This is a genomic window from Pseudomonas sp. WMBT8 (assembly GCF_050916005.1).
Taxonomy (GTDB): domain Bacteria; phylum Pseudomonadota; class Gammaproteobacteria; order Pseudomonadales; family Pseudomonadaceae; genus Aquipseudomonas.
The window spans coordinates 3,776,827-3,800,782 of the sequence record NZ_CP188096.1; the positions used below are offsets into that span (position 1 = coordinate 3,776,827).

Genomic DNA, 23,956 nt, shown 5'->3' on the forward strand with positions numbered 1-23,956 from the left:
ATGGTGTTGATAGTCGCGTTATTACTGGCCTGCGCGGGGATGGTGGGGTTGTGCCTTGGGTTGGAGCGCCATTACCAGCAACTCATGCGGCGCCTGCCCTCGCCGATGCTGCGACGTGGCCTGCGAGTGCTGGGCTGGGGGATGCTGGCGGCGAGTCTTGCCGTCAGCGTACTGGGTTGGGGCTGGGCCATGGGGCCGGTGGCGTGGTTCGGCTTGATGTCGCTGGCTGGGCTTGGCGTGGTGTTTCTGTTGCCGTATAGCACCCGTTGATTACCCAAACCCAGCCCCCACATCAGACCGCCTGGATCTCGCGCTTGAGGCTATCCATGTCGATCACAAAGCGATACTTCACATCACCCTTGAGCATGCGCTCATAGGATTCGTTGATGGCCTGGATATCAATCATCTCAATCTGCGAAACGATCCCGTGCCGGGCGCAGAAGTCCAGCATGTCCTGGGTCTCCTGGATGCCGCCAATCAATGACCCCGCCAGGCTGCGGCGCTTGAAGATCAGGTTGAACACCGAGGGCGATGGGTGTGGGCTGTCCGGCGCGCCCACCAGGGTCATGGTGCCGTCGCGCTTGAGCAGGTTGAGGAACACATCCAGGTCGTGGGGCGCGGCCACGGTGTTGAGGATGAAGTCCAGGCTGTTGGCGACCTTGGCCATTTCGTCGGGGTTCTTCGACACCACCACTTCGTCGGCCCCCAGGCGCAGGCCGTCTTCGCGTTTGTTGGGCGAGGTGGTGAACAACACCACATGGGCGCCCATGGCATGGGCGATCTTCACCGCCATATGGCCCAGGCCGCCAAGGCCGACCACGCCGACTTTCTGCCCAGGGCCGACCTTCCAGTGGTGCAGCGGCGAATAGGTGGTGATGCCGGCACACAACAGCGGTGCCACGGCCGCCAATTGCGCCTCGTCGTGGGAGATGCGCAGGACGAACTGCTCCTTGACCACGATGTTGTCCGAATAGCCGCCAAAGGTGTTTTCGCCGCCAAACACCGGACCGTTGTAAGTGCCGGTAAAACCGTTCTCGCAGTACTGCTCCTCGCCTTCGGCGCAGGATTCACAGTGCTGGCAGCTGTCGACCATGCAGCCGACGCCGGCCAGGTCGCCGACCTTGAAGCGGCTGACATTCGCCCCCACCGCCGTCACCCGGCCGACGATTTCATGGCCCGGCACCGACGGATAGAGCGTGTTGTGCCACTCATTGCGCACGGTGTGCAGGTCGGAGTGGCAGACCCCGCAATAGAGGATATCGATCTGTACATCGTCGGCCCCGGGGGCGCGGCGCTCGAAGGTATAGGGCTTGAGGGCATCCTTGGCGTCACGGGCGGCGTAGCTGTAAGTCTTGGCCATTGCGGTCACCTCTTTGCGTCGACATTGAAGGTCAGTTGACCAGCATAGCCGCCCAAGCGTTCAACCGAAGTAAATCAGCGGTACTTCAAACAAACACAGACCCTCTGTGGGAGCGGGCTTGTCGGATCGCCGCATCGCCGCGAAGACGTCGGCCCAGCAAACACTGATGTTGACTGACCCACCGCTTTCGCGAGCAAGCCCGCTCCCACACAAGCCCACACACAAGGCCACGGTCAGTGAACCATCGCCCGGGTCACCAAAAAGCTCAGCAGTTGCGGCTCGTCATCCAGCTCAATGGCCTGCACCGGGCGCGGCAGGTTATCCAGTACGCTGCGCCAGAACGCCTGGGACACCTCGTCCTGGTCATAGAAGCGCACCAGCCAGTCGGCCTCGCCGCTGGTCAATACCTGGGTGGCCAGTGCTCGGCCTATGCCCTTGCGCCGATAGCGTTTCAAGATAAACAGGTCAGCCAGTTCCAAGGCGTTGATCCCCGGCAGTTCGCTGCGCTCGATCAGCAGGAATCCGGCGATGTAACCATCCACCAGCAATAGATTGGCGCTCCATTGCGGGTCTTGCCAGTAGCGCGACAGGTGTTCTTCATGGATGTAGAAGCGGCCGTCCTGTTCGACGTCCTCTTGCTCCCAATCCGAGGATTCATAGGCATAGAACTGGTAGAGATTGCAGATCAGTTCGGCCTGTTCAGGGCCGGTCTGGATCAGTTCGACAGTGGTGTCACTCATGGCGGGGCTCACGCGGGCGGGGCGCCACAGTAGCGAAGGGTGGCGCCCCAGGCAAGCCGCTAGGCCTGCTGCTTGAGCAAGGGCTGCGTGCCCAACCACTGTTCCAGTTCGCGATGCACCTGCGGCGCCAGCAGTTGCCGGTCGGCCATCCATTGGTCGTTGAACACGGTGTCGAGGTACTTTTCGCCGCCATCGCACACCAGTGCCACGATCACGCTCTGGGCCGGGGCGTGCCGCGCCTCGCGCAGGGCCTGGTAGACCACTCCACCTGCCGAGCCACCAAGCAGCAGGCCGTAGTGCCGTGCCAGGTAGCGCGCGGTCTCAAAGGCCTGGGCATCACTGACGGTGAGGCCTTTATCAATCAGTTCGTAGTCGACCACGGCACCGATTTCCGCGCCCTCCGGGGTGCCGGTGCCGGACTGGTGATACGGCGCCCCGGGGCCGCCGAAGATCACCGAGCCGCAGGGCTCGACACCGATCACTTGCAGGCCGTGGGCATGGCCTTTCAACGCACGCGCGGTGCCGCACAGCGAGCCGCCGGTGCCCACGGCGCCCACCAGGTAGTGGATTTCAGCGCCGAGCACCGCACGCAGTTCTGCGGCCAGTTGCGTGTAGCCGTTGGCATTGGCCGGGTTGTGATGCTGGCGGGTCCAGTAGGCGCCCTGCTCCGTGGCGATACGCTCGGCGGTGGCATCGCGGTCGGCGGTGGCCAGCCCGCCACCGGGGTCGCCGACCCGCACCAGTTGCGCACCAAAGGCTTGCATCGCCCGCAGTTTGTCGGGGCTGGCGTGTTCGTCGACCACGGCGGTGAAGCGATAGCCGCGCTCGGCGGCCAGCAGCGCCAGGCCCAACCCGGTGTTGCCTGAGGTCGACTCGACAATCCGCCCACCCGGCTTGAGCTGCCCGCTGGCCTGCGCCTCGTCGAGCATTTGCCGGGCCATGCGGATCTTGGCGGTACCGGTGGGGTTGAATTGTTCCAGCTTGAGCAGCACGCAGCTGCCGTTTTCGGTGACGCACAATTTGAGCAGCGGCGTATCGCCGATCAGCTCGGACAGGCAACTCTTGATCATGACAACCTCTGGGCAGTATGAAAAACCGGCTCGGCGCCTACCCGGCCAGGGCCGCGACGGCGCGTTGCAGGCTGGCGAGAAACGCCTGGTTTTGTTGGGCCAGGCCCAGGGACACGCGGATAAAACCGGTGTACCCCGGCTCGCGCCAGGCCTTGACGATGATCCCGTCCTTGAGCAGTTCGTCGACCACTTCCAGGGCGTTGCAGGCGGTGTCGATAAACAGGAAATTGGCCTGGGACGGTGCCACGCGAAACCCCGCCGCCTGCAACCCTTCGGTCAGCCGCTGGCGCTCGATGGCGACAAATTCTCGACTGCGCGCCACGTGTTCCTGATCGAGCCAGGCGGCCTTGGCGGCCTCCTGGGCCGGTTGATTGACGTTGTATGGCGTGCGCACCCGGTGCAGCGCATCGATCAGGCTTGGGTGCGAGGCAATGCCATAGCCGATCCGCAGCCCCGCCAGCCCATACGCCTTGGAGAACGTGCGCAGGACGATCCACGGCCGCGACTGCGCACCGAGGATCGCCAGGGCATCGGCGCCCTGCTCGACGAATTCGAAGTACGCCTCGTCGATCACCAACAAGGTGTCTGGGTGAGCGGCGGCGATCAGTGCCGTCAGCTCAGCGCTGGACAGCGCGGTGCCCACCGGGTTGCAGGGGGTGCTCAGCATCAACAGCTTCGCCGGTTGCTTGAGGGCCGTGGCCCAGGCGTGCAGGTTGAAGCTGAAATCCGGGTTGAGCGGCACCTTGTCCAGCGTCGAGCCCATCATCAACGGCAGGCTTTCATGCAAGCTGAAGCAGGGTTGCTGGGTGACCACCCGGTCCTGGGGATCGAGCAGTGCCAGGCACAACAGCTCGAGGATATTTTCCGAGCCATTGCCGAGGATGATCCTGGCCGGATCCACATCCAACTGGCCGCCGATCAGGTGGCGCAGCGCCCGGCCAGTGGGGTCGGGGTAGCGCTCCAGCCCTGCCCCGCCCTGGCGTGCCAGCATGGCTGCGGCAGCCGGCGACATGCCCAGCGGGTTTTCGCAGTTGGACAGCTTCGTCACCATTGGCGTGCCCATCTGGCGTGGGTCGGCGCCCGGGTCATACAGGGGCAAGCGCCGCACACTGGGCCGCACCAGCGCCTCGATGCGCTGTGCGGGGTTGTCTTGATGCATGGAACACCTCCTGGTCATGACAGTGCGATAGCGCCCGCGCGGTCCAGCGCGTTGAGTTGGCGTTCAAACGAAACAATCAGCAGCAACGCCGTGGCCGCCAGGCCTATCGCCAAACCGGCCCACACGCCAAAGATCCCGTAGGGGCTGACAATGCCCAGCAACCAGGCGGCGGGCAGCCCCACCAGCCAGTAGCCGAACAGGGAAATGCGCAGTGGCCCCGCCGTATCGCCGATGCCGCGCAGGATGCCGTTGCCGATGTTCTGGCTGGCGTCGAACACCTGCAGGACGATGGCGATCAACAAACCGGTGGTCGCCAGGCGCACCGCATCCAGGTTGTTGGCGTGTTCGGTGCTGATAAACAGGCCGATCACCTGTTCGGGCAGCAGTGCGTAGGGAATGGCAAACAGCAGCATGACTAGCAGCCCCAGCCCCAGGCCCAGGCGCCCCAGTTGCCGCGCGCGCTGATACTGCCCGGTGCCGCAGGCCTCGCTGATGTGGATCGAGGCGGCATGGGAGATACCCGCCGAAAACATGAACACGATGTAGATGATCTGGTTGAGCACGGTCTGCGCCGCCAGCGCTTCCATGCCCAGGGTGCCGATCAGCAGGGTCAGCACACTGAAGAACCCGGCCTCGCTGGCATAGGTCCCGGCAATCGGCAGCCCGAGCTTCCACACCGCCTTGATCGCCGCCGGCGAAAAACTCAGGTGCGAAAGCTTGAAGTAACCGGCCAGGCGCCGATGGGTCAGTACCACCGCGAAGAACATCAGGAACGACAGCAGGAACACCACGGCGCTGGTGATCGCCACCCCCGCCAGCCCGTAGGCCGGGACGCCGAACTTGCCGAACACCAGCACGTAGTTCAGCGCCGCCGTGAGGAAGATCGACACCAGGGTGATGGCCAGCAACGGCCCGGGGAACTTCAGGCCCACGGTAAAGTGGCGCAGCGCCTGAAACCACAGGCAAGGCAGCAGGCCGGGAGCAATGATCAGCAGGAAATCCATGGCATTGGCTACCACGCTGGCATCCTGGCCCAGCCAGGTCAGCGGCTGGCGCAACCCCAGCAACACCCCCATAAACACCAGGCCACTGACGGTCGCCCAGAACAGCCCCGCCACCAACAGCGCCCGCACCCGGGCTTCATCGCCCTGGGCATTGGCCTGGGCCACCAGGTTGCTGACGCCGGTGACCAGGCCAGTGCCGGTGGTGCGCAACTGGTTGAACAGCGCGATGGCCAGGCCACCGGCGGCTAGCTCCTTGGCACCCAGCATGCCGAGCACCACGATGTCGATGGTGGTCAGGGCCACGTAGGCCAGGTTGGTCAGGATCAGCGGCAACGCCAGCAACAGCAGGGCCCGGCTGTCGGCGCGCCAGGCGCCGGGTTGTGCGGCAGTCAGGCCGACCATAGTTGGACCCTCTGCCCACGGTTCTGCGCCAGGGCGCGGTCGGCCATCAGGCGGCCGAGGGCGACGTCAGTCACCACCATGCCGCTGTTGTAGGCGAACACCACATCGCTTGGATCGCGACGTGCGGGCGCCAGGCCCAGGAGAATGTCCGGCAGTTCGGCGTCTACCTCGGGCAGGCTGCCGTCGGCGGCGGCCAGGTCGGCGCTGGTGACTTGCATCTGCGCGGTGTCGGTGGCGATTAGGTAGTCGGCGCCGTGCAGCACGTCGGCGTCGATGCCATAGCCGACCAGCACCGCCACGGCGCCCGGCTTGAGCCACGCCCGCTGCACTTGCTGGCGTGCCGAAAGCCCGGCCACGCCAAGGATGATATCGGCCTCGCCCGCCGCCGCCGGCAGGTCATCGACCACGATCACGTCGCGCAGCGGATAGTGTTTGCGCAGGGTGTCCTGCACCGCGCGCAGGCCCTCGGCGTAGTGCCCGTAGACATACAAACGCTCCAGGTCCGGCATGGCCGCGAGCAACATGGGCAACGCCACCTGGCCCTGCACGCCGGTACCGACCACCAGGGCACTGCGGGCATCCGGGCAGGCGGCCCGGGCCATCAGCGCCGAGGTGGCCGAGGTGCGCAGCGGGCCGAGCTTGACCACGTCCATCAAGGCAATCGGGCGGCCGGTGCGGTCATCACACAGGAAGATAAACGAGTGGAACTGATAGGCGTCGCGGGTGCGTTGCGGGTCATGCTCGTAGACCACCTTGAAGCCCACGGTGTGGCTGGCGCCATCGCGGCCGACCATCGAGTAGCTGATGGAGTGGCGGTCCGCAGGTTCGACAATGGTCTTGAGCGGGTTCTGCGAGTCGCCGCTGCGCAAGGCCTTGTACGCCTGCTCGACCACCTGCAGCACTTCACGGTAACTCACCCCCAGGTCTTCGAGCGCAGCCTGGGGCAGCACCCATAGGTCGGCGGGGGCTGCGGGTTTATTCAAACTGTTCACTCGGGGCTCCTTGTTGAATGCGCTCAAGCCAGGCTGTCCAGCTTCCAGCGCAGGTAGGGGTTGCGCAGCTCCAGCACCACTTTGTGTGGCAATGGCGCTTCGTGAAACGGTGACTCGTTGGAGTCCATCTGATAGCCGGCGGTATTGAGGTAGATAAGCAAGTCACCCGCCTGGATCGGGTAGTCGAAGGCGACTTTGCGCCAGGTCAGCATGTCCGACTCCAGGCAGGTGGACCCGCCAATACACGCGACAAACGGCGACCGCGGCCGTGGCGAGGCCGGCACCAGCAGCGGGTCGGGCAAGAACTCGCTGTTGAACCACTGCTCGGAGAGGTTGAAGCTGCTGCCCTGCACGGTGACCTGGGCATAGCCGTCGCAGGCCGTGCGGTCCTTGACGCCCTGCACGCGGAACACGCTGATACCGGCCTGGTCGAGCAAGGCGCGGCCGGGTTCGATGATCAGCCGCACGCCCTGTTCGATGACCTTTTGCGCCAGGCTCAGGCCGGGGCCCACGGGCGTGGCGAGGACATCGTCAAGGGCCTCGGCGCCGGCGCGTGGCGCACCATAGGGATAGAAGCCGGCGAAGCCCTTGTCGCTGTGGTAGCGCTCGGCGCAGTCCTCGGCCATAAACGCCTGCCACTGCGCCGGGTCGACATAGCGCACGGCAAAGCCACCGCCCAGGTTGACCGTGCGGCAGTCGTCCAGCTCACTGGCCTGGCACAGGTCGACCAAGTGGCTGGCGACGTGCGCACGCTGCGCGGTGTCATAGCCACCAAGGTGAAAGGAAAAGCCTTGCAGATCCAGGTTCGCCACATGCTTGCGGCAAAACACCAGGGCCTGGTCACACTCCCGTGGATTGAGGCCGAAGCGGCTGTGGGGCTGGCTGGCGGGGCAATAGCGCAACAACAGGCGCGCCCGTTGGCGCAGGGATAACGCCAATTGCTGGATACGCAGCAACTCCTCCAGCGAATCCACCGCCAGCAGGCACTGGTGACTCAAACTCAACCCAAGCAATTGATCGCTTTTACGCGGCCCGGACACGCCGATCTCACGGCCGGCCACCCCGCCCGCCAGGGCCTTTTGCAGCTCGCCGACGCTGGCCACATCCAAGCCAATCGCACAGTGCGCGCAGGCCTGGGTAAAGCAGTTGGCCTTGTTGGCCTTTTTGGCAAACAGCAGGCTGCCGCGCACCTGGGCCTGGGTAAAGCTGTGCTGGAAGGCTTCGACATTGGCGTGAAATACCTGCGGGCACAGCAAGTGCAGCGGCGAGCCAAGACCATCGACCAACTCGGTCAAGGTACCCGCGTGCCGCTCAAGCAGGCGCTCGACCCACAGGTGGCGCAGGCCGGGCAATGAGCTGGAAGACGTCATGGTTCTAGAACTCGAACTTGGCCGACAGGAACACTTCGCGCTCGCGCCCCACATCCAGCCCGCCCTGGTAATAGGCGCTGGCGTAGTAGTACTTGTTGGTCAGGTTCTTGCCGTGCAGGCGGTAGGTCACCGGGGTATCCGCCAGTTTCGAGCGGTAGCTGATACCGGCGTCGAGCAAGGTGTAGCTGGGGATGTAGCCGCTGTTCTGCGCATCCACCGGGCGGCTGCCGACATAGCTGACGGTGCTGTCCAACGACAGACCGGGCACAGCGGCCACGGTGTACAAGGCACCGACCGCGCCTTTCCACTTGGGCACGCTTTCGGTGCGTTTGCCGTCCACGGTGACGTCATCCACATCTTCCATGCGCGTGGCCAGGTAGGCGGCGTTGGCGCTGAGAGTCAGGGCATTAGTGACGCGGTTGGACAGGGTCAGCTCGGCGCCACGGTGGTGGAATTCACCGTTACTCACATAAGTGTTGCTGGTGTTCAGGTAACTGGCCTTGCGCCGGATATCGAACACCGCCAGGCCCAGGTTCAGGCGATCATTGAGGTCCAGCTTCAGGCCCACCTCGTATTGCTGGGACTCGATGGCGTCGGTGGGCTGGTTGGCGTTGGTCGCGTTATAGGGGGCGTAGTCGCCTTTTTCAAAGCCTTTGGAGTAGCTGACGTAAGTCATCACGCTGTCCCAGGGCCGGTAGATCAGCGCAGCGCTGGGCACGAATACGTCATGGCTTTGCGAAGGCGCGATGGCCGAGAGTTGATCCGCGCGGTACCAGATATAACGCCCGCCGAGCATCACCTGGAATTGCTCGGTGAGGGAAATCAGGTCGCTGGCAAAAACCGAGGTTTCCTTGATGGAAGACACAAAATCGGTGGGCCGTTCCGGGCCGAAATGCCACTTGGGCGGATTGACCGGGTGGCGGATATTGCCCACCGATACATCACCGATGCCGATGCCGGGAGTGCCGCTGTCCACCGAATCCCAGAACGGGCTGACGTCCTTGAACTGCTTGTAGCCGGTGCCGAAGAACACGTCGTGATAGATGTTGCCGGTGGCGAATTTGCCGGCCAGGTACGACTGCAGCGACCAGGTGCTGAACACTTCGCCACGGGACACGTAAAAGTCGGCCGAGCCGATATCGCCGTTGGGCTTGATCCCGAACAGGTCGTTATAGCCGCCGTGGCGCTCGACCCGCGAGTAGTTGCCCTGGGTCACGGAGGTCCAGTTGTCGTCCAGTTCGTACTCGAACTTGGCATCGAGGTTGGCGCCTTCGGTCTGGTGACGGAACCAGGAGCCGGTCAACAGATCGCGGCGATTGACCTTGGGCGGCAGCACATAGCTGGACGGGTCCAGCGGGTTGGCGCGACCGCTCTGGTCGGCACGCAGCAACGGGTCGGAGACCGTGGACTTGCGCGACCAGTCGGCATTCAGTTGCAACAGTGCGCGATCGCTCAGACGCAAGTCGGTGGCCAGGCCGATAAACTTGCGCTCCATGTCGCGGGCATGGTCGAAGTCGCCGTTTTTCTCGTAGCCGGCATTCAGGCGATAGCCAAAGGCGCCATCGTTGAACGAATCGCTGGTATCAATCGCCACGTAGCGGCCGAGCAACGAGGAGCCTTGCACGCTGACATTGAGCAGCGGCTCCAGGGTCGGGCGCTTGAGGATGTAGTTGATGGTGCCGCCCGGCGAGTTGAAGCCGTAGAGGAAACCCGACGGCCCCTTGAGCACGTCGATGCGCTCGACGTTTTCCAGGGGCACGTCGTGGTGCGGGGCCAGGGTCAGGCCATCGCGGCGGATGGTGTTGAAGTTGTCCATGGCAAAGCCGCGCAGGCGGAAGTTGTCAAAGCCGCTGCCGCCCGACGAACTGAGCACCGAAGGGTCGAGGCTCAGCACATCCACGGCGGTGCGTGCGGAGCTGTCGGCGATGGTCTTGCTGGAGTAGCTCTGGATGGCCAGGGGGATCTCCATGGCATCCTTGGCGCCGAAGCCACCGGCGTTGACTTCCAGGGCCTTGTTCAGCGGCGCACTGACCCGCGTGGCTTCAAGCTCGGTGACCGACTCTTCACGTTCCAGCGCCGCGACGGCGGGCAAGCCGGTGAGCGAGGACATCAGGCCTACTGCCAACAACGTCGAAAACCCTGGAGCTACCCCGTGCAACTGGTTCATCTGCAATCCCTTGAGCCGAAAATAAACGTATCGACCTCAAGCCCGGCAACACTTGAGAATCGATCTCAAGAGATACAATATAACGTTTCTTTTAACCTGACAATCGCACGATCATTCAATACCCGTTCTCACGTGGCACTTAATGTCAGGCTTCGATCACCAGAGATGACTGCCATGCCCTCCTACACCGCCATCAACTTTGCGCACAAATACAGCCTGTTCAGCGAGCAATGGACACCCAAGGTCATCGCGCAGATGAACGACTACCAATTCAAGGTGGTGAAGATCGAGGGGGATTTTATCTGGCACAGCCACGCGGACACCGACGAGACCTTTATCGTCCTCGAAGGCGCGCTGCGCATTGATTTTCGCGATGGCGCGGTACAGATCGGCACCGGCGAGATGTTTGTGGTGCCCAGGGGCGTCGAGCACAAACCGTATGCCGACGGCGAGGTGAAGTTGCTGCTGGTCGAACCCTGCGGCGTGTTGAACACCGGCAATCAGGGCGGCGAGCGGACCCAGCAGAATGATGTGTGGATCTAGATCACCACGTTGCGGATAAAGCGCACCGCCACTGGGCCCTCATTGCGATAGGCATGGGGCTGGTGGCTGGGAAACATAAAGAACTCGCCGGCGGCGATGGTGGTTTCGACGTCATCCACTACCAGGGTCAGGCTGCCCTCGAACACGAACAACTGCTCGCTCCAGCCTTCCAGGTCTGGGTCCGGGCAATAACGATCGCCCGGTTCCAGGCGCCATTCCCATAGCTCCACCTCACGCCGGGCGGTGGCCTTGGCCAGCAATACGGCCTTGCTGCCATCGATCTCACCGGCCCAGGCCAGTTCGTTGATGCGGCTGTGGTCACGGGCGTCGGGGGCCTGGATCAGGTCGCTGAAGGCCACGTCCAGGGCTTCGGCCACGCGGTCGAGGGTGGACAGGCTGACGTTCTTTTCACCCGCCTCGATGGCCACCAGCATGCGCCGGCTGACCCCGGACTTTTCTGCCAGGGCTGTCTGGCTCAGCTCGGCCGCGTGGCGCAGGCGTCGAACGTTCTGGCTGACGTGCTGCAGGACCGAGGCCCGTTGCGGATTTTCTTTGTGCACTATATTGCTCACTCGGTAGGGTTGCGCAGTATACTGCCCAGCTGCGGCGCATTGTGCGTTCCGCGCCCTTCCTGTGCAAGACCAGAGCCGCCATGACCACCTCGACCGCCTCCCCATTGTTTTCCCGCTTCAGCAAAGCCGAATGCGTGCTGGTGCTGATCACCATGATCTGGGGCGGCACGTTTATCCTGGTGCAACATGCCATGACCGTCAGCGGGCCGATGTTCTTCGTCGGCTTGCGCTTTGCCGCGGCGGCACTGGTGGTCGGCTTGTTTTCCCTGCGCAACCTGCGTGGCCTGACACGTTTTGAGCTCAAGGCCGGCGTGTTTATCGGCACCGCGATCATGTTTGGCTACGGCCTGCAAACCATTGGCCTGCAGACCATCCTCAGCAGCCAGTCGGCGTTTATCACCGCGCTCTACGTGCCCTTCGTACCGCTGCTGCAATGGCTGGTGCTGGGACGGCGCCCGGGGTTGATGCCGAGCATTGGCATCATGCTGGCCTTCGCCGGCCTGATGCTTTTGACCGGACCGGCCGGCGCATCGTTGAATTTCAGCCCCGGCGAAATCGCCACTTTGATCGGTGCTATCGCAATTGCCGCCGAAATCATCCTGATCAGCGCCTATGCCGGCCAGGTGGATGTGCGCCGGGTGACCGTGGTGCAACTGGCCACCGCCTCGTTGCTGTCGTTCCTGCTGGTAGTGCCCACGGGCGAGGCATTGCCGGACTTTTCCTGGGTACTGCTGTTCAGCGCCGTGGGCCTGGGCCTGACCAGCGCGGTGATTCAACTGGCGATGAACTGGGCGCAGAAAAGCGTCTCGCCCACCCGCGCCACCCTGATCTATGCCGGTGAACCGGTGTGGGCCGGGATAATTGGGCGGATTGCCGGCGAGCGTTTCCCGCCGATTGCCATGCTCGGCGCGGTGTTGATTGTGGCGGCGGTGATTGTCAGCGAGATAAAGACGCGGGAGCAAAAGCCCGTTTCCCTATAGGAGCCGGCTCCTACAGCGCGACAGATAGGGGTTTTCGGTCCATCTTGTAGGATCCTGCCACAGGTTGCCGTTTGGTAATCCGGTTTCCGGCACGTATGATGCATCCCAAACCACCGCAGATTAGAAGCCTATGTCCCTGATAGTTCTACTGCTTCTGCCTTTCATCGGCAGCTGTCTGGCGGCCTTGCTGCCGCATAACGCACGTAATACTGAATCCCTGCTGGCCGGCCTTGTGGCTCTGGTCGGTACCGTACAAGTCGCCCTGCTCTACCCCCAGATCGCCGACGGTGGCGTGATCCGCGAAGAATTTTCCTGGCTGCCCAGCCTGGGCCTGGACTTTGTGTTGCGCATGGATGGCTTTGCCTGGCTGTTCTCGATGCTGGTACTGGGCATCGGTAGCCTGGTGTCTTTGTACGCCCGCTATTACATGTCGCCGGATGATCCGGTGCCGCGTTTCTTCGCGTTTTTTCTGGCGTTCATGGGCGCGATGCTCGGGTTGGTGATCTCCGGCAACCTGATCCAGATCGTGTTTTTCTGGGAACTGACCAGCCTGTTCTCGTTCCTGTTGATCGGCTATTGGCACCACCGCTCCGATGCGCGCCGGGGGGCCTATATGGCGCTGATGGTCACCGGTGCAGGCGGGTTGTGCCTGCTGGCGGGGGTCATGCTGCTCGGCCATGTCGTCGGCAGTTACGATCTGGACCAGGTGCTCGCCGCCGGTGACCAGATCCGTGCCCACTCCCTCTACCCCATCCTGCTGACGCTGATCCTGATCGGTGCCCTGAGCAAAAGCGCGCAATTCCCCTTCCACTTCTGGCTCCCCCACGCCATGGCCGCACCGACACCCGTGTCGGCCTACCTGCACTCGGCCACGATGGTGAAGGCCGGCGTGTTCCTGCTGGCCCGCCTGTGGCCCTCGTTGTCGGGCAGCGAAGAGTGGTTCTGGATGGTCGGCGGTGCCGGCGCCCTGACCCTGTTGCTCGGCGCGTATTGCGCGATGTTCCAGAACGATCTCAAGGGCCTGCTGGCCTACTCCACTATCAGTCACCTGGGCCTGATCACCCTGCTGCTGGGCCTCAACAGCCCGCTGGCCGCCGTCGCCGCCGTGTTCCATATCCTCAACCACGCTACGTTCAAGGCCTCGCTGTTCATGGCCGCGGGCATCATCGACCACGAAAGCGGCACCCGCGATATCCGCAAGCTCAGCGGCCTGGTGCGCCTGATCCCGTTTACCGCGACCCTGGCCATGGTCGCCAGCGCCTCCATGGCCGGGGTGCCGTTGCTCAACGGCTTCCTGTCCAAAGAGATGTTCTTCGCCGAGACGGTATTCATCTCCTCGACCCAGTGGGTGGAAATCGCCCTGCCGGTGATCGCGACCATCGCCGGCACCTTCAGCGTGGCCTATGCCTTGCGCTTCACCGTGGATGTGTTCTTCGGCCCGGCCGCCACTGACCTGCCGCACACGCCCCACGAACCGCCACGCTGGATGCGCGCACCGGTCGAGTTGCTGGTGTTTACCTGCCTGCTGGTGGGGATCTTCCCGGCCCAGGTGGTCGGTGCGATCCTCGCCGCTGCCGCCCTGCCGGTGGTCGGCGGCGTGTTGCCCCAGTACAGCCTGGCGATCTGGCACGGCTGGAACGCCCCGATGATCATGAGCCTGGTGGCCATGACCGGCGGCGTGGTCCTGTACCTGCTGCTGCGCAAGCAACTCAAGCGCGGGCGCTTCAAGTACCCGCCGATCATCAGCTACTTCAACGGCAAGCGCATGTTCGAGCGCTGCCTGGTGGTGATGATGCGTGGCGTGCGCAAGGTCGAGAAACGCATCAGCACCAAGCGCCTGCAGACCCAATTGTTCCTGCTGGTGCTGGTGGCGGTGATCGCCGGGATGATCCCCATGCTGGGCAGCAGCCTGAGCTGGGGCGACCGGCCGAAGATCCCTGGCTCCATCGTGTTCGTCACCCTGTGGCTGCTCGCGATTGCCTGCGCCCTGGGCGCCGCCTGGCAAGCCAAGTACCACCGGCTGGCGGCCCTGACCATGGTCAGCGTGTGCGGCCTGATGACCTGCGTGACTTTTGTCTGGTTCTCCGCGCCGGACCTGGCGCTGACGCAACTGGTGGTCGAGGTGGTGACGACGGTATTGATCCTGCTGGGCCTGCGCTGGCTGCCACGGCGGATCGAAGAGGTCTCGCCACTCCCGAGCTCGTTGCGCAAGGCGCGCATTCGCCGCTTGCGCGACTTGCTGCTGTCGACCGTGGTCGGTGGCGGCATGGCGCTGTTGTCCTATGCGATGCTCACCCGCCAGACCCCCAACGATATTTCCTCGTTCTACCTCAGCCGCGCCCTGCCTGAAGGCGGCGGCAGCAATGTGGTGAATGTGATGCTCGTGGACTTCCGGGGTTTCGATACCCTGGGCGAAATCACCGTGCTGGGCGCCGTGGCCTTGACGGTGTATGCGCTGCTACGGCGCTTCCGCCCGCCCAAGGAAAGCGAGCAACTGCCCGCGCAACAGCGGCTGTTGGCGCCGGACGTGGACACCGACCTGGTCAACCCACGCCAGGCCAGCGACACCGCCCTGGGCTTTATGATGGTGCCCGCGGTGCTGGTGCGCCTGCTGCTGCCGATTGCCCTGGTGGTGTCGTTCTACCTGTTCATGCGCGGCCACAACCAGCCGGGCGGCGGTTTTGTCGCCGGGCTGGTGATGTCGGTGGCGTTTATCCTGCAATACATGGTCGCCGGCACCCAGTGGGTCGAGGCGCAGATGAACCTGCGGCCGATGCGCTGGATGGGCTTCGGACTGTTGTCGGCAACCCTGACCGGGCTTGGCGCGCTGTTCTTCGGCTACCCGTTCCTCACCACCAGCACCCTGCACCTCAGCTTGCCGGTGCTGGGCGACATCCATATCGCCAGCGCGCTGTTTTTTGACGTGGGTGTGTACGCCATGGTGGTCGGCTCGACCCTGCTGATGCTCACCGCCCTCGGCCACCAATCGGTGCGGGCCCATAAACCCGGCAACCAGGCGAAAGCCGCCGCCACGCCACCACAAGGAGCTGCTGCCTGATGGAAGAAGTCATCGCAATTGCCATTGGGGTCCTGGCGGCCTCCGGCGTCTGGCTGGTGCTGCGGCCACGGACGTTCCAGGTGGTGATGGGCCTGTGCCTGTTGTCCTATGGGGTCAACCTGTTCATCTTCAGCATGGGCAGCCTGTTTATCGGCAAGGAACCGATCATCAAGGACGGCGTGCCCCAGGACCTGCTCAATTACACCGATCCCCTGCCCCAGGCCCTGGTGCTGACGGCGATTGTGATCAGCTTCGCCATGACCGCGCTGTTCCTGGTGGTGCTGCTGGCGTCCCGGGGCCTGACCGGCACTGACCATGTGGACGGCCGGGAGCCCAAGGAATGAGCTGGATGAACCAACTGATCATCGCGCCGATCCTGCTGCCGTTGCTGACCGCTGCGTTGATGATGATGCTGGGCGAGAAACACCGCCCGCTCAAGGCCAAGATCAACCTGCTGTCGAGCATGACCGGCCTGGGCATCGCGATGTTGATGCTGTACTGGACGCAGCAAGGCGGCCCCGCCTCCATCGGCGTCTACCTGCCGGGCAACTGGCAGGTGCCGTTCGGCATCGTGCTGGTGGTGGATCAACTGTCGGCCCTGATGCTGGTGCTCACCGGGATCATCGGCGTCAGCGCCCTGCTGTTCGCCATGGCCCGCTGGGACCGCGCCGGCACCAGTTTCCATGCGCTGTTCCAGATCCAGTTGATGGGCCTCTACGGTGCCTTCCTCACCGCCGACCTGTTCAACCTGTTCGTGTTCTTCGAGGTGCTGCTGGCCGCGTCCTACGGCTTGATGTTGCACGGTTCGGGCCGGGCGCGGGTGTCGTCGGGGCTGCATTACATCTCGATCAACCTGCTGGCTTCGTCGCTGTTCCTGATTGGTGCGGCGCTGATCTACGGGGTCACCGGCACCCTGAATTTCGCTGACCTGGCGCTCAAGATCCCGCTGGTCCCGCAAGCCGATCGCGGCCTGCTGCATGCCGGCGCGGCGATCCTCGCCACCGCGTTCCTGGCCAAGGCCGGCATGTGGCCTTTGAACTTCTGGCTGGCGCCGGCCTACTCCTCGGCCAGCGCGCCGGTAGCGGCGATGTTTGCGATCATGACCAAGGTCGGCGTGTACACCGTGTTGCGCCTGTGGACCCTACTGTTTTCCGGGCAAGCCGGCGCCTCGGCGCTGTTTGGCGGCGACTGGCTGGTGTACGGCGGCATGGCCACCATCCTCTGCGCCGCCCTGGCGATGCTCGCCGCCCAGCGCCTGGAGCGCATGGCGAGCCTGAGCATCCTGGTCTCGGCAGGCATCCTGCTGTCGGCGGTAGGCTTCGCCCAGCCCAGCCTGACGGCCGGCGCGCTGTTCTACCTGGTCAGCTCGACCCTGGCGTTGAGCGCGCTGTTCCTGCTGGCCGAACTGGTCGAACGCTCGCGCTCGGCCAACGAGCTGCCCCTGGACGATGAAATCGAAGTGTTGCCACGGCCAGTCGAATCCCTGCACCCGCCCAAGGGCACCAACCTGGACGATGAGCAAAAGGCCGTGGTCGGCCAGGTCATCCCGTGGACCATGGCGTTCCTGGGCCTGAGCTTTATTGCCTGCGCCCTGCTGATCATCGGCATGCCGCCGCTGTCGGGGTTTATCGGCAAGCTCAGCCTGCTCAGCGCGCTGATCAACCCGCTGGGCCTGGGCCAGGCCGTGGATGCGCCGATTCGACCGGCAGCCTGGGGCCTGGTGGCGTTGTTGATCTTCTCGGGCCTGGCCTCGCTGATCGCTTTTGCGCGCCTGGGCATCCAACGCTTCTGGACCCCAGAGGAGCGGCCCTCGCCGCTGCTGCGCCGCTTTGAGTGCATCCCGATCTTCGTCTTGCTTGGCCTGGCGATTGGCCTGACCTTCAAGGCAGAAATGCTCATGCGCTTTACCCAGGACACTGCCGCCAGCCTGAACAACCCCGAGCACTACGTCATGGCCGTCATGGCCACGCGCCCGGTGCTCAGCCCGCAAGCCCAGGCCGCCGCCGTGGAGGTGCAGCCATGAAGCGCCTGTTCCCTGCCCCGTTACTGTCATTGGCGTTATGGGTGCTGTGGCTGGTGCTGAACCTGTCGATCAGCCCCGGCAACCTGCTGCTGGGGGCGCTCCTGGGCCTGCTCGCGCCGCTGATGATGGCGCCGCTGCGCCCACTGCCGGTGCGTATCCGCCGCCCAGGGGTGATCATTGGCCTGTTTTTCCTGGTCGGGCGCGATGTGATCATCTCCAACCTGCACGTGGCGTGGGGCGTCTTGACCTGCGGTACACGGCCGCCGCGCTCGCGCTTTGTCAAAATCCCCCTGGACCTGCGTGACGCCAACGGCCTGGCGGTGCTGTCGATGATCACCAGCGTGACCCCCGGCACCGTGTGGTCGGAACTGGCCCTGGACCGCAGCATCCTGTTGCTGCACGTGTTCGACCTGGATGACGAAGCGCAGTTTATCGAGCACTTCAAGCAGGCCTACGAACGGCCCCTGATGGAGATCTTCGAATGAGTGCCCTGCTCGCCAATGCGATCCTGTTGAGCCTGTTCCTGTTTTCCCTGGCCATGGTCCTGACCCTGGTGCGCCTGTTCAAGGGCCCCTCGGCCCAGGACCGGGTCCTGGCCCTGGACTACCTGTATATCCTGGCGATGCTGATGATGCTGGTGCTGGGCATTCGCTATGCCAGTGATACCTACTTCGAGGCGGCGCTGCTGATTGCGCTGTTCGGCTTTGTCGGCTCGTTTGCCTTGGCCAAATTCCTGCTGCGTGGTGAGGTGATCGAATGATCAATGTCAGTGAACTGCCACTGTGGGTGGAAATTATCGTGGCGATCCTGCTGCTGCTCAGCAGCCTGTTTGCGTTGATTGGTGCGCTCGGGCTGTTGCGGATGAAGGATTTTTTCCAGCGTATGCACCCACCGGCGCTGGCTTCGACGCTCGGCGCGTGGTGCGTAGCGCTGGCGTCGATTATCTACTTCTCGACCCTCAAGTCCGGGCCGGTGCTGCATGGCTGGTTGATCCCGATTTTGCTGTCGATCACCGTGCCGGTAACCACCCTGTTGCTGGCGCGCACGTCGTTGTTTCGCAAGCGCATGGCGGGGGAAAATGTACCGGCCGAGGTCAGCAGCCGCAGGGCTGACAGCGGTAGCTGATCCCTCTGAATATACGCGGTAAACAATGTGGGAGCGGGCTTGCTCGCGAAGGCCGTGGGTCAGTCAACATCAATGTTTGCTGGGCCGACGTCTTCGCGGCGATGCGGCGATCCGACAAGCCCGCTCCCACATTTGGCCCTGCATACCGTCAGTCAGGTCCAGGCGACGACCAGCAACCCCGCCCCCAACACCAGGCACAGTGGCGAATAGAAAAACGTATCCAACCGCGCGAACCGTGACCCGCCGACTTTCTTGAAGAACCCCACCAGCTCCGAATCACCAATCGCCCGCCCAAACATGATCAGGGCAATCGCGCTGATCCCCCATTGCAGGGCCTGATGCCCCACCGGCTGGAAGAACAGCCCCGCCCGCAGGCACACCAACACGGCAATCAGCACCAACCCCACGGCCACCAGGAACGTACCCAGCGCCGACGCCTTGAACGCCGGCCGTGGCCCGCTGGCGAATTCGCCGGGCAGTTGCGGGATCGCTACGCTGCTGCCCAGCTTGCCGCCTGCGGCCCAGTACACATGGATCATGCTGATAAACGCAAATACCCCGACGACCCACCTCGCAATGACAAAGCTCATGGTTGGATACCCCTGGAAAAGTGCGAAAGAGGATAGTCCTTTTCAGATTTTTTGCAGGCATTTAGTCGTCTGGTGATAAAGTGCCGCCCCATGAAACTCGCCCGTGCCGACCGCTCGTTGATTGCCTGGATGCTCTATGGCTGCGTCCTGTTCAACGTGTTCGCCTGCAGTATTGGCCATGGGCAAATGGTCGGCATGCAGCTCAACGGCATTGGCGGCCAGTTCTGTACCGTAGACCCCCGCACCCAGGCGCCAGCCCCCGTAAACACCGGCGATCAGTCGCTGCCCACGCTGTCCAAGGCCTTCGGTTGCCCGCTGTGTTCCACCGGCGGCATGGGCCCGGCGCTCAACTCCAGCCTTAACGTTGCGGTACTGCCCCAGCCTCACGCGCCACCGCCGGCGGTGGTACTCACCGCTGACATTCCCACCCGCTTCACCTGGCCTGCGGCTAATCCGCGCGCCCCGCCTGCCTACGCCTGATACCTGCGCTTTTTGATCCGCACACCGCGCGGCTTCCCCAGGGAAGCGCGGGCGGCTGTGCGTTGCTTTCAAGCCCTGCTTTTCAGGATTTATCGATGAAACATTTACCTCTATTGGCGGGCCTGTTCGGCTGCCTGCCTTTTTGCGCCTGGGCCCTTGAGCTGGCCCCCACCACCATCGACGGCGCCGCCGCCAACGAGCCGGGCCTGGCCCTGGACCAATCCAGCGGCATGGCCTCGCGCCTGGGCCTGAGCGTGCGGGAAACCCCGGCCTCGGTCAGCATCGCCGACCGCCACGATATCGAGCGCCGTGGCGCCAAGACCTTCCAGGATGCGGCCAACACCCTGCCCGGGGTCAACGCCAGTGCGCCGCCGGGGTTTGGCGGGTTTATTTCCTATCGGGGCTTTACCAGCAGCCAGATCACCCAGATGTTCAATGGCATCAACGTCGCCGGTGGCCTGGCACGGCCCGTGGACGCATGGATTTATGACCGGGTGGAGCTGGTGGGCGGTCCCTCCTCGTTGATCAACGGCGCCGGCTCCGTGGGCGGCTCGCTGAACTACGTGACCAAGCTGGCCACCCGCGAGGAGCAGGCCGTCGAAGGCCAGATCAACTACGGCAGCTACGACACCACCGGCATCGCCCTGGGCCTCAACCACGCCCTGACCGAGCCCGGTGCCGAGGTCCAGCACTACGCGCGCCTGGATGTCAGCCGCAACACCAACCATACCCATATCGACCGCCAGCAACGCGATGCCTGGAGCGTGGCCTTTTCCCTGCTCAGCGACCTCACGCCCAACCTGTCCCATACCCTGGCCCTGGAGTACCAGGACGAACACGAGGACAGCCCATACTGGGGCACCCCGGTGCTCAATCCCAAGGCCGGCGAGCTGAAAATCGACAGGCACAACCGCTTCAACAACTACAACGTCGCCGATGGCCGCTACGAACAACGCACGATCTGGGCCCGGTCGATCATCGATTACCGGATCAACGACAGCACCACCCTGCGCAACACCCTCTATCACCTGGACAGCCAGCGCGACTACCGCAACCTGGAGACCTACCAGTACAACGCCGATAACAGCCTGGTGAACCGTTCGACGGCCTATCAGGTGCGCCATCAGGGCGAGCAGGACGGCAACCAGTTCGAGCTGCGCCATGACAGCAGCGTGTTCGGCCTGGCCAGCACCTGGTCCGGCGGTTTCGAATACAAGGTCAACAGCACCACCGCCAGCCCGCTGAACGTGTCGGCCAAGAACGCAGTGGACCCCAACCACTACGATCCGGGGCATTTCTACGACCTGCCAGGCACCAAGCCGGGATTTATCAAGGACAAGACCACCGAAGTGACGACCAAGGCGCTGTTTGTCGAGAACCGCCTGGGCCTGACCGACAAGCTGTCGCTGCTGAGCGGCCTGCGTTATGACGCCATCGACCTGGACGTGACCAGCCACCGCGACAACCTGGGTAACGTCAAGCGCCGTTGGGAGCCGGTGACCGGGCGCGTGGGCCTGACCTATCAGTTCATCCCGGCGGCCAATGTCTATGTGCAATACAGCACCGCAGCCGAACAGCCCACCAGCACCACCCAGGTGTTTGATGTCTCCACCGGCAAGCAATGGGAAGTGGGCAGCAAGTTCGATTACCTGGACGGGCGCGGTTCAGCCACCGTGGCCGCCTACCACATCGAGCGCAAGGACTTTGCCGTGACCGACCCACAAGACCCCACCCGCAGTATTGCGGTGGGTGCGCAGTCGTCCAAGGGCATCGAACTGGCCAGCTCGTTGCGCATTACCCCCAGGCTGTTGGCCGAAGGCAATTTCGCCTGGGTCGATGCGCAATACGATGATTTCAAAGAAAAAATCGCCAGCGGCGCAGTGGTATCGCGCAAGGGCAACACGCCGACCAACGTGCCCAAGCGCGTAGGCAACCTGTGGCTGACTTATGACATCGCCCCGGCCTGGCAAGGTGGCGTGGATGTGCGGTATGTGGCGCAGGTGTACGCCGATAATGCCAACACCCTGACAGTGCCGGCGTACACCTTGTTTGGCACGTTCCTGACCTACAAGGTCGATCAACACACCTCGGTCACGGGCCGGGTGCGTAACCTGACCAACGAGGTATATGCGCAGTTTGCCCATGTGTCGCCGGCGTATTACCTGGGGTCGCCGCGTACCTTTGAATTGGCGGTGCAAACCAAGTTTTAAGGGGAGCGCAATCAAAACTGTGGGAGCGGGCTTGCCCGCGATGGCGGTGTATCAGGTTAGAAATACTTGACTGACACACCGCTATCGCGGGCAAGCCCGCTCCCACATTTGGATCGTCGTTTGCAGTGACGGCGTGGCTATTTCAGGCTGGCTTGGACCTTTGTAGCCACATCCTCCGTCAACCAGGCCTTCCACACTTGCGGATGCTCTTTGAGAAACGCCTGTGCCACTTCGCGCGGCGGGGTGTGCTTTTCGCTCATGGTTGCCAGGGCTTCGTTCAACGGTCCAATTGGAAACTCGACCTTTTCGAAGAACCCGGCAATCTGCGGATATTCCTTCTGGAACGGCGTGGACACGCCAATGCTCAGTTTGGACGCCAACGAACGCGTCGGCTTGGGGTTGGGGTTGTCGGCATCCGTCAGGGTCTTCCACGCCTCGGCGTCGAAGGCAGGTTCCTCCAACTGGATCAACTTGTAGCGCCCCATCAGTGGGGTCGGCGACCAGTAGTAAAACAGGATTGGCCTGCCACGGCGGATCGACGAGGCTATCTCGGCATCCAGCGCCGCGCCCGAACCGCTACGAAAGTTGACGTAGCTGTCCTCCAGGCCATAAGCCTTGAGCTTCTGCTTATTGACCACCTCCGAAGTCCAGCCGATAGGGCTGTTGAGGAACCGTCCCTTGCCGGGGGCCTCCGGGTCCTTGAACACATCTTTATAGCGCGCCAGGTCCTGTACGCTGCGCAGCTCAGGGGCCAGTGGCTTGATCCCTTTGTCCGGGTCGCCCTTGATCACGTACTCCGGGACCCACCAGCCTTCGGTCGCGCCCTTGACGGTATCGCCCAGACCAACCACCTTGCCTTCAGCCTCAGCCTTGACCCACACCGGGCTGCGGCCCGCCCATTCCTCGCCGATCACCTGGATATCATTCTTGGCCAGGGCGGTTTCCAGGGTGATGGTGGTACCGGGCAGGGTATCGGTGGGCAGGTCGTAGCCCTTCTCGACAATAAAGCGCAGTACTTCGGTGATCAGGCTGCCACTTTCCCAATTCAGGTCGGCAAAATGAATGGGCGCCTGGGCAGCCGCTACCGGTGCGGCCGCCATCGACAGGCCCGCGGCGGTAAGGGATGCTGCCAACAGCGCTCGTATTGCTTTCATGCCTTTGAACCTCGCGTTTACACAGCCATGGCGGATGGCTTTGCTGTCATGCGAAAGCCCTGAATAATTAAGTCCACCCAACTGTAGTAGAGGTTCAACCGATTGCCGGTGCGCTCGCTTATTACTCGCTGGCCTTGAAAGTCACCAGTTCACCCTTGCGCCACTTGGCGGCCTTGCCGGTCACGGCCTTGAGGGTCTTGCTCAGGCCTTCCTGCAGTTGTTCATTGGCGGCGAACACCAGCATCACGCTGTGACCTTCCTTGAACACAATGCCCTCGCCCTGCGCCGTGGAAACAAACGCGTAGTCACCCAGGCCATAGACCGTCAACTTGATATCGCGAAACTTCAGCTCGAACTTGCCACCTTCACGGCTGGGCAGGACTGCGGCGCGAAAGTGATCGCCGACCTTGAGCTCCAGGCGAGGTTTGTCATCGACCACCAACGCTGTTTCGGTATCGATTTCAGCAATGTAAATGCCTTCCGGGGTTTGTTCCGTGATGTAAACAAACCGCGACTGAAACTGCTTAACCAACTTCGCGCGCAAATCACCCAGCACGAACAATGCGTGCATATCCAGATTACTAACTGCCAAGGAAACGCCCCCACATCTAAAAAAGCGCCGCCCGCCCAGGGCAGACAGCACAAAAAAGGCCGATACGGCACGGTACATTAAAAAACTGAAGTTGATTCCCGCCAGACTCGTACAGCCGTGCCTGACAGCCCTTGTACAAGGTCGTCAGGCGGTGCAGGAAATCACAGGTTTATCGGCCAGAGAATACTGGACGCCCCACTTCAGAGAATACCCCATTTGAAAGGGTGGTTTTCCGACAGCCAAAAACCAAGGAAAAACGTTGGATGGAACCGAACGCGGGCTGCCGACAACAATATTAGAACAGCAACGCGGCTTAAAACCACCCGAAATGCTGCAAGCAGGTCAACAGATCAACAGGAGCTCGC

23 protein-coding genes are annotated in these 23,956 nt (G+C 63.0%); 11 read left to right on the forward strand and 12 right to left on the reverse strand.

All coding sequences use genetic code 11. From position 1 onward, the window contains the following. A complete protein-coding gene (locus tag ACO77H_RS17260) occupies positions 1–270 on the forward strand; it encodes a DUF3325 domain-containing protein (RefSeq protein WP_169957351.1) in 270 nt (89 codons plus the stop codon). Positions 271–292: 22 nt separating this feature from the next. Here ACO77H_RS17260 and ACO77H_RS17265 read toward each other — a convergent pair whose 3' ends face one another. From ACO77H_RS17265 to ACO77H_RS17300, 8 genes are all read right to left on the reverse strand, one after another. Further along, positions 293–1,360, reverse strand: a complete 1,068-nt coding sequence (locus ACO77H_RS17265; RefSeq protein ID WP_169954705.1) for an NAD(P)-dependent alcohol dehydrogenase — start codon at positions 1,358–1,360, stop codon at positions 293–295. 233 nt (positions 1,361–1,593) lie between these two features. Further along, entirely contained in the window at positions 1,594–2,100 is a 507-nt protein-coding gene (locus ACO77H_RS17270; RefSeq protein WP_169954706.1) for a GNAT family N-acetyltransferase, read from the reverse strand. Between the two features lie 59 nt (positions 2,101–2,159). Beyond that, positions 2,160–3,170 (reverse strand): PLP-dependent cysteine synthase family protein, encoded by a 1,011-nt coding sequence (locus tag ACO77H_RS17275; protein ID WP_432754345.1) that lies wholly within the window; start codon positions 3,168–3,170, stop codon positions 2,160–2,162. Between the two features lie 37 nt (positions 3,171–3,207). Then, positions 3,208–4,329 carry a histidinol-phosphate transaminase gene (hisC, locus tag ACO77H_RS17280; RefSeq protein WP_432754346.1) on the reverse strand — a complete coding sequence of 374 codons (1,122 nt, stop codon included), beginning with the start codon at positions 4,327–4,329 and terminating at the stop codon, positions 3,208–3,210. A gap of 14 nt (positions 4,330–4,343) precedes the next feature. Next, on the reverse strand, positions 4,344–5,735 hold the full coding sequence (locus tag ACO77H_RS17285) for an MATE family efflux transporter (RefSeq protein WP_432754347.1): 1,392 nt from the start codon (positions 5,733–5,735) through the stop codon (positions 4,344–4,346). After that, positions 5,723–6,727 carry a hypothetical protein gene (locus ACO77H_RS17290; RefSeq protein WP_432754348.1) on the reverse strand — a complete coding sequence of 335 codons (1,005 nt, stop codon included), beginning with the start codon at positions 6,725–6,727 and terminating at the stop codon, positions 5,723–5,725. The genes ACO77H_RS17285 and ACO77H_RS17290 overlap by 13 nt, the downstream gene beginning before the upstream one ends. Before the next feature lie 23 nt (positions 6,728–6,750). Further along, a complete protein-coding gene (locus tag ACO77H_RS17295) occupies positions 6,751–8,097 on the reverse strand; it encodes a hypothetical protein (RefSeq protein ID WP_432754349.1) in 1,347 nt (448 codons plus the stop codon). A 4-nt stretch (positions 8,098–8,101) separates the two neighbouring features. Beyond that, on the reverse strand, positions 8,102–10,264 hold the full coding sequence (locus ACO77H_RS17300; protein ID WP_169954711.1) for a TonB-dependent siderophore receptor: 2,163 nt from the start codon (positions 10,262–10,264) through the stop codon (positions 8,102–8,104). Between the two features lie 174 nt (positions 10,265–10,438). On the opposite strand from ACO77H_RS17300, the gene ACO77H_RS17305 reads away from it, so the two are divergent. Continuing rightward, the gene (locus tag ACO77H_RS17305; protein WP_170043744.1) at positions 10,439–10,807 is read left to right on the forward strand and encodes a cupin domain-containing protein; all 369 of its coding nucleotides are present in this window, start codon (positions 10,439–10,441) and stop codon (positions 10,805–10,807) included. Here ACO77H_RS17305 and ACO77H_RS17310 read toward each other — a convergent pair. After that, on the reverse strand, positions 10,804–11,367 hold the full coding sequence (locus tag ACO77H_RS17310; protein ID WP_169954712.1) for a cupin domain-containing protein: 564 nt from the start codon (positions 11,365–11,367) through the stop codon (positions 10,804–10,806). The genes ACO77H_RS17305 and ACO77H_RS17310 overlap by 4 nt on opposite strands. 92 nt (positions 11,368–11,459) lie before the next feature. Between ACO77H_RS17310 and ACO77H_RS17315 the strand changes: the two genes are divergently transcribed. The 7 genes from ACO77H_RS17315 (at position 11,460) to ACO77H_RS17345 (ending at position 18,565) form a co-directional block, all read left to right on the forward strand. Then, a complete protein-coding gene (locus ACO77H_RS17315; protein WP_169954713.1) occupies positions 11,460–12,359 on the forward strand; it encodes a DMT family transporter in 900 nt (299 codons plus the stop codon). Positions 12,360–12,489: 130 nt separating this feature from the next. Then, complete coding sequence (locus ACO77H_RS17320) at positions 12,490–15,417, forward strand: monovalent cation/H+ antiporter subunit A (RefSeq protein WP_432754350.1); 2,928 nt, start codon at positions 12,490–12,492, stop codon at positions 15,415–15,417. Continuing rightward, positions 15,417–15,761 carry a Na+/H+ antiporter subunit C gene (locus ACO77H_RS17325; protein ID WP_005789164.1) on the forward strand — a complete coding sequence of 115 codons (345 nt, stop codon included), beginning with the start codon at positions 15,417–15,419 and terminating at the stop codon, positions 15,759–15,761. The genes ACO77H_RS17320 and ACO77H_RS17325 overlap by 1 nt, the downstream gene beginning before the upstream one ends. Further along, positions 15,758–17,440 (forward strand): monovalent cation/H+ antiporter subunit D, encoded by a 1,683-nt coding sequence (locus ACO77H_RS17330; RefSeq protein ID WP_169954715.1) that lies wholly within the window; start codon positions 15,758–15,760, stop codon positions 17,438–17,440. Before ACO77H_RS17325 ends, ACO77H_RS17330 begins: the two co-directional genes overlap by 4 nt. Continuing rightward, positions 17,437–17,925 carry a Na+/H+ antiporter subunit E gene (locus tag ACO77H_RS17335; protein WP_170043741.1) on the forward strand — a complete coding sequence of 163 codons (489 nt, stop codon included), beginning with the start codon at positions 17,437–17,439 and terminating at the stop codon, positions 17,923–17,925. Before ACO77H_RS17330 ends, ACO77H_RS17335 begins: the two co-directional genes overlap by 4 nt. Continuing rightward, on the forward strand, positions 17,922–18,200 hold the full coding sequence (locus tag ACO77H_RS17340; protein WP_038440496.1) for a K+/H+ antiporter subunit F: 279 nt from the start codon (positions 17,922–17,924) through the stop codon (positions 18,198–18,200). Before ACO77H_RS17335 ends, ACO77H_RS17340 begins: the two co-directional genes overlap by 4 nt. Then, complete coding sequence (locus tag ACO77H_RS17345) at positions 18,197–18,565, forward strand: Na+/H+ antiporter subunit G (RefSeq protein ID WP_169954717.1); 369 nt, start codon at positions 18,197–18,199, stop codon at positions 18,563–18,565. The genes ACO77H_RS17340 and ACO77H_RS17345 overlap by 4 nt, the downstream gene beginning before the upstream one ends. Before the next feature lie 152 nt (positions 18,566–18,717). On the opposite strand, the gene ACO77H_RS17350 is transcribed toward ACO77H_RS17345, so the two are convergent. Then, positions 18,718–19,155 carry a DUF3995 domain-containing protein gene (locus ACO77H_RS17350; RefSeq protein WP_432754351.1) on the reverse strand — a complete coding sequence of 146 codons (438 nt, stop codon included), beginning with the start codon at positions 19,153–19,155 and terminating at the stop codon, positions 18,718–18,720. A 90-nt stretch (positions 19,156–19,245) separates the two neighbouring features. On the opposite strand from ACO77H_RS17350, the gene ACO77H_RS17355 reads away from it, so the two are divergent. Both ACO77H_RS17355 and ACO77H_RS17360 read left to right on the forward strand, forming a co-directional pair. Beyond that, positions 19,246–19,635, forward strand: a complete 390-nt coding sequence (locus ACO77H_RS17355; protein WP_169954719.1) for a DUF2946 family protein — start codon at positions 19,246–19,248, stop codon at positions 19,633–19,635. 95 nt (positions 19,636–19,730) lie between these two features. Beyond that, positions 19,731–21,845 carry a TonB-dependent receptor gene (locus tag ACO77H_RS17360; protein WP_432754352.1) on the forward strand — a complete coding sequence of 705 codons (2,115 nt, stop codon included), beginning with the start codon at positions 19,731–19,733 and terminating at the stop codon, positions 21,843–21,845. Between the two features lie 137 nt (positions 21,846–21,982). On the opposite strand, the gene ACO77H_RS17365 is transcribed toward ACO77H_RS17360, so the two are convergent. Together ACO77H_RS17365 and ACO77H_RS17370 are read right to left on the reverse strand one after the other, a co-directional pair. Beyond that, positions 21,983–22,999: an ABC transporter substrate-binding protein gene (locus tag ACO77H_RS17365; RefSeq protein ID WP_432754353.1), complete on the reverse strand. Its 1,017-nt coding sequence runs from the start codon at positions 22,997–22,999 to the stop codon at positions 21,983–21,985. A gap of 121 nt (positions 23,000–23,120) precedes the next feature. Further along, positions 23,121–23,591, reverse strand: coding sequence for a hypothetical protein (locus ACO77H_RS17370; protein ID WP_076964285.1), 471 nt, complete (start codon positions 23,589–23,591; stop codon positions 23,121–23,123). Positions 23,592–23,956 lie beyond the last annotated feature (365 nt).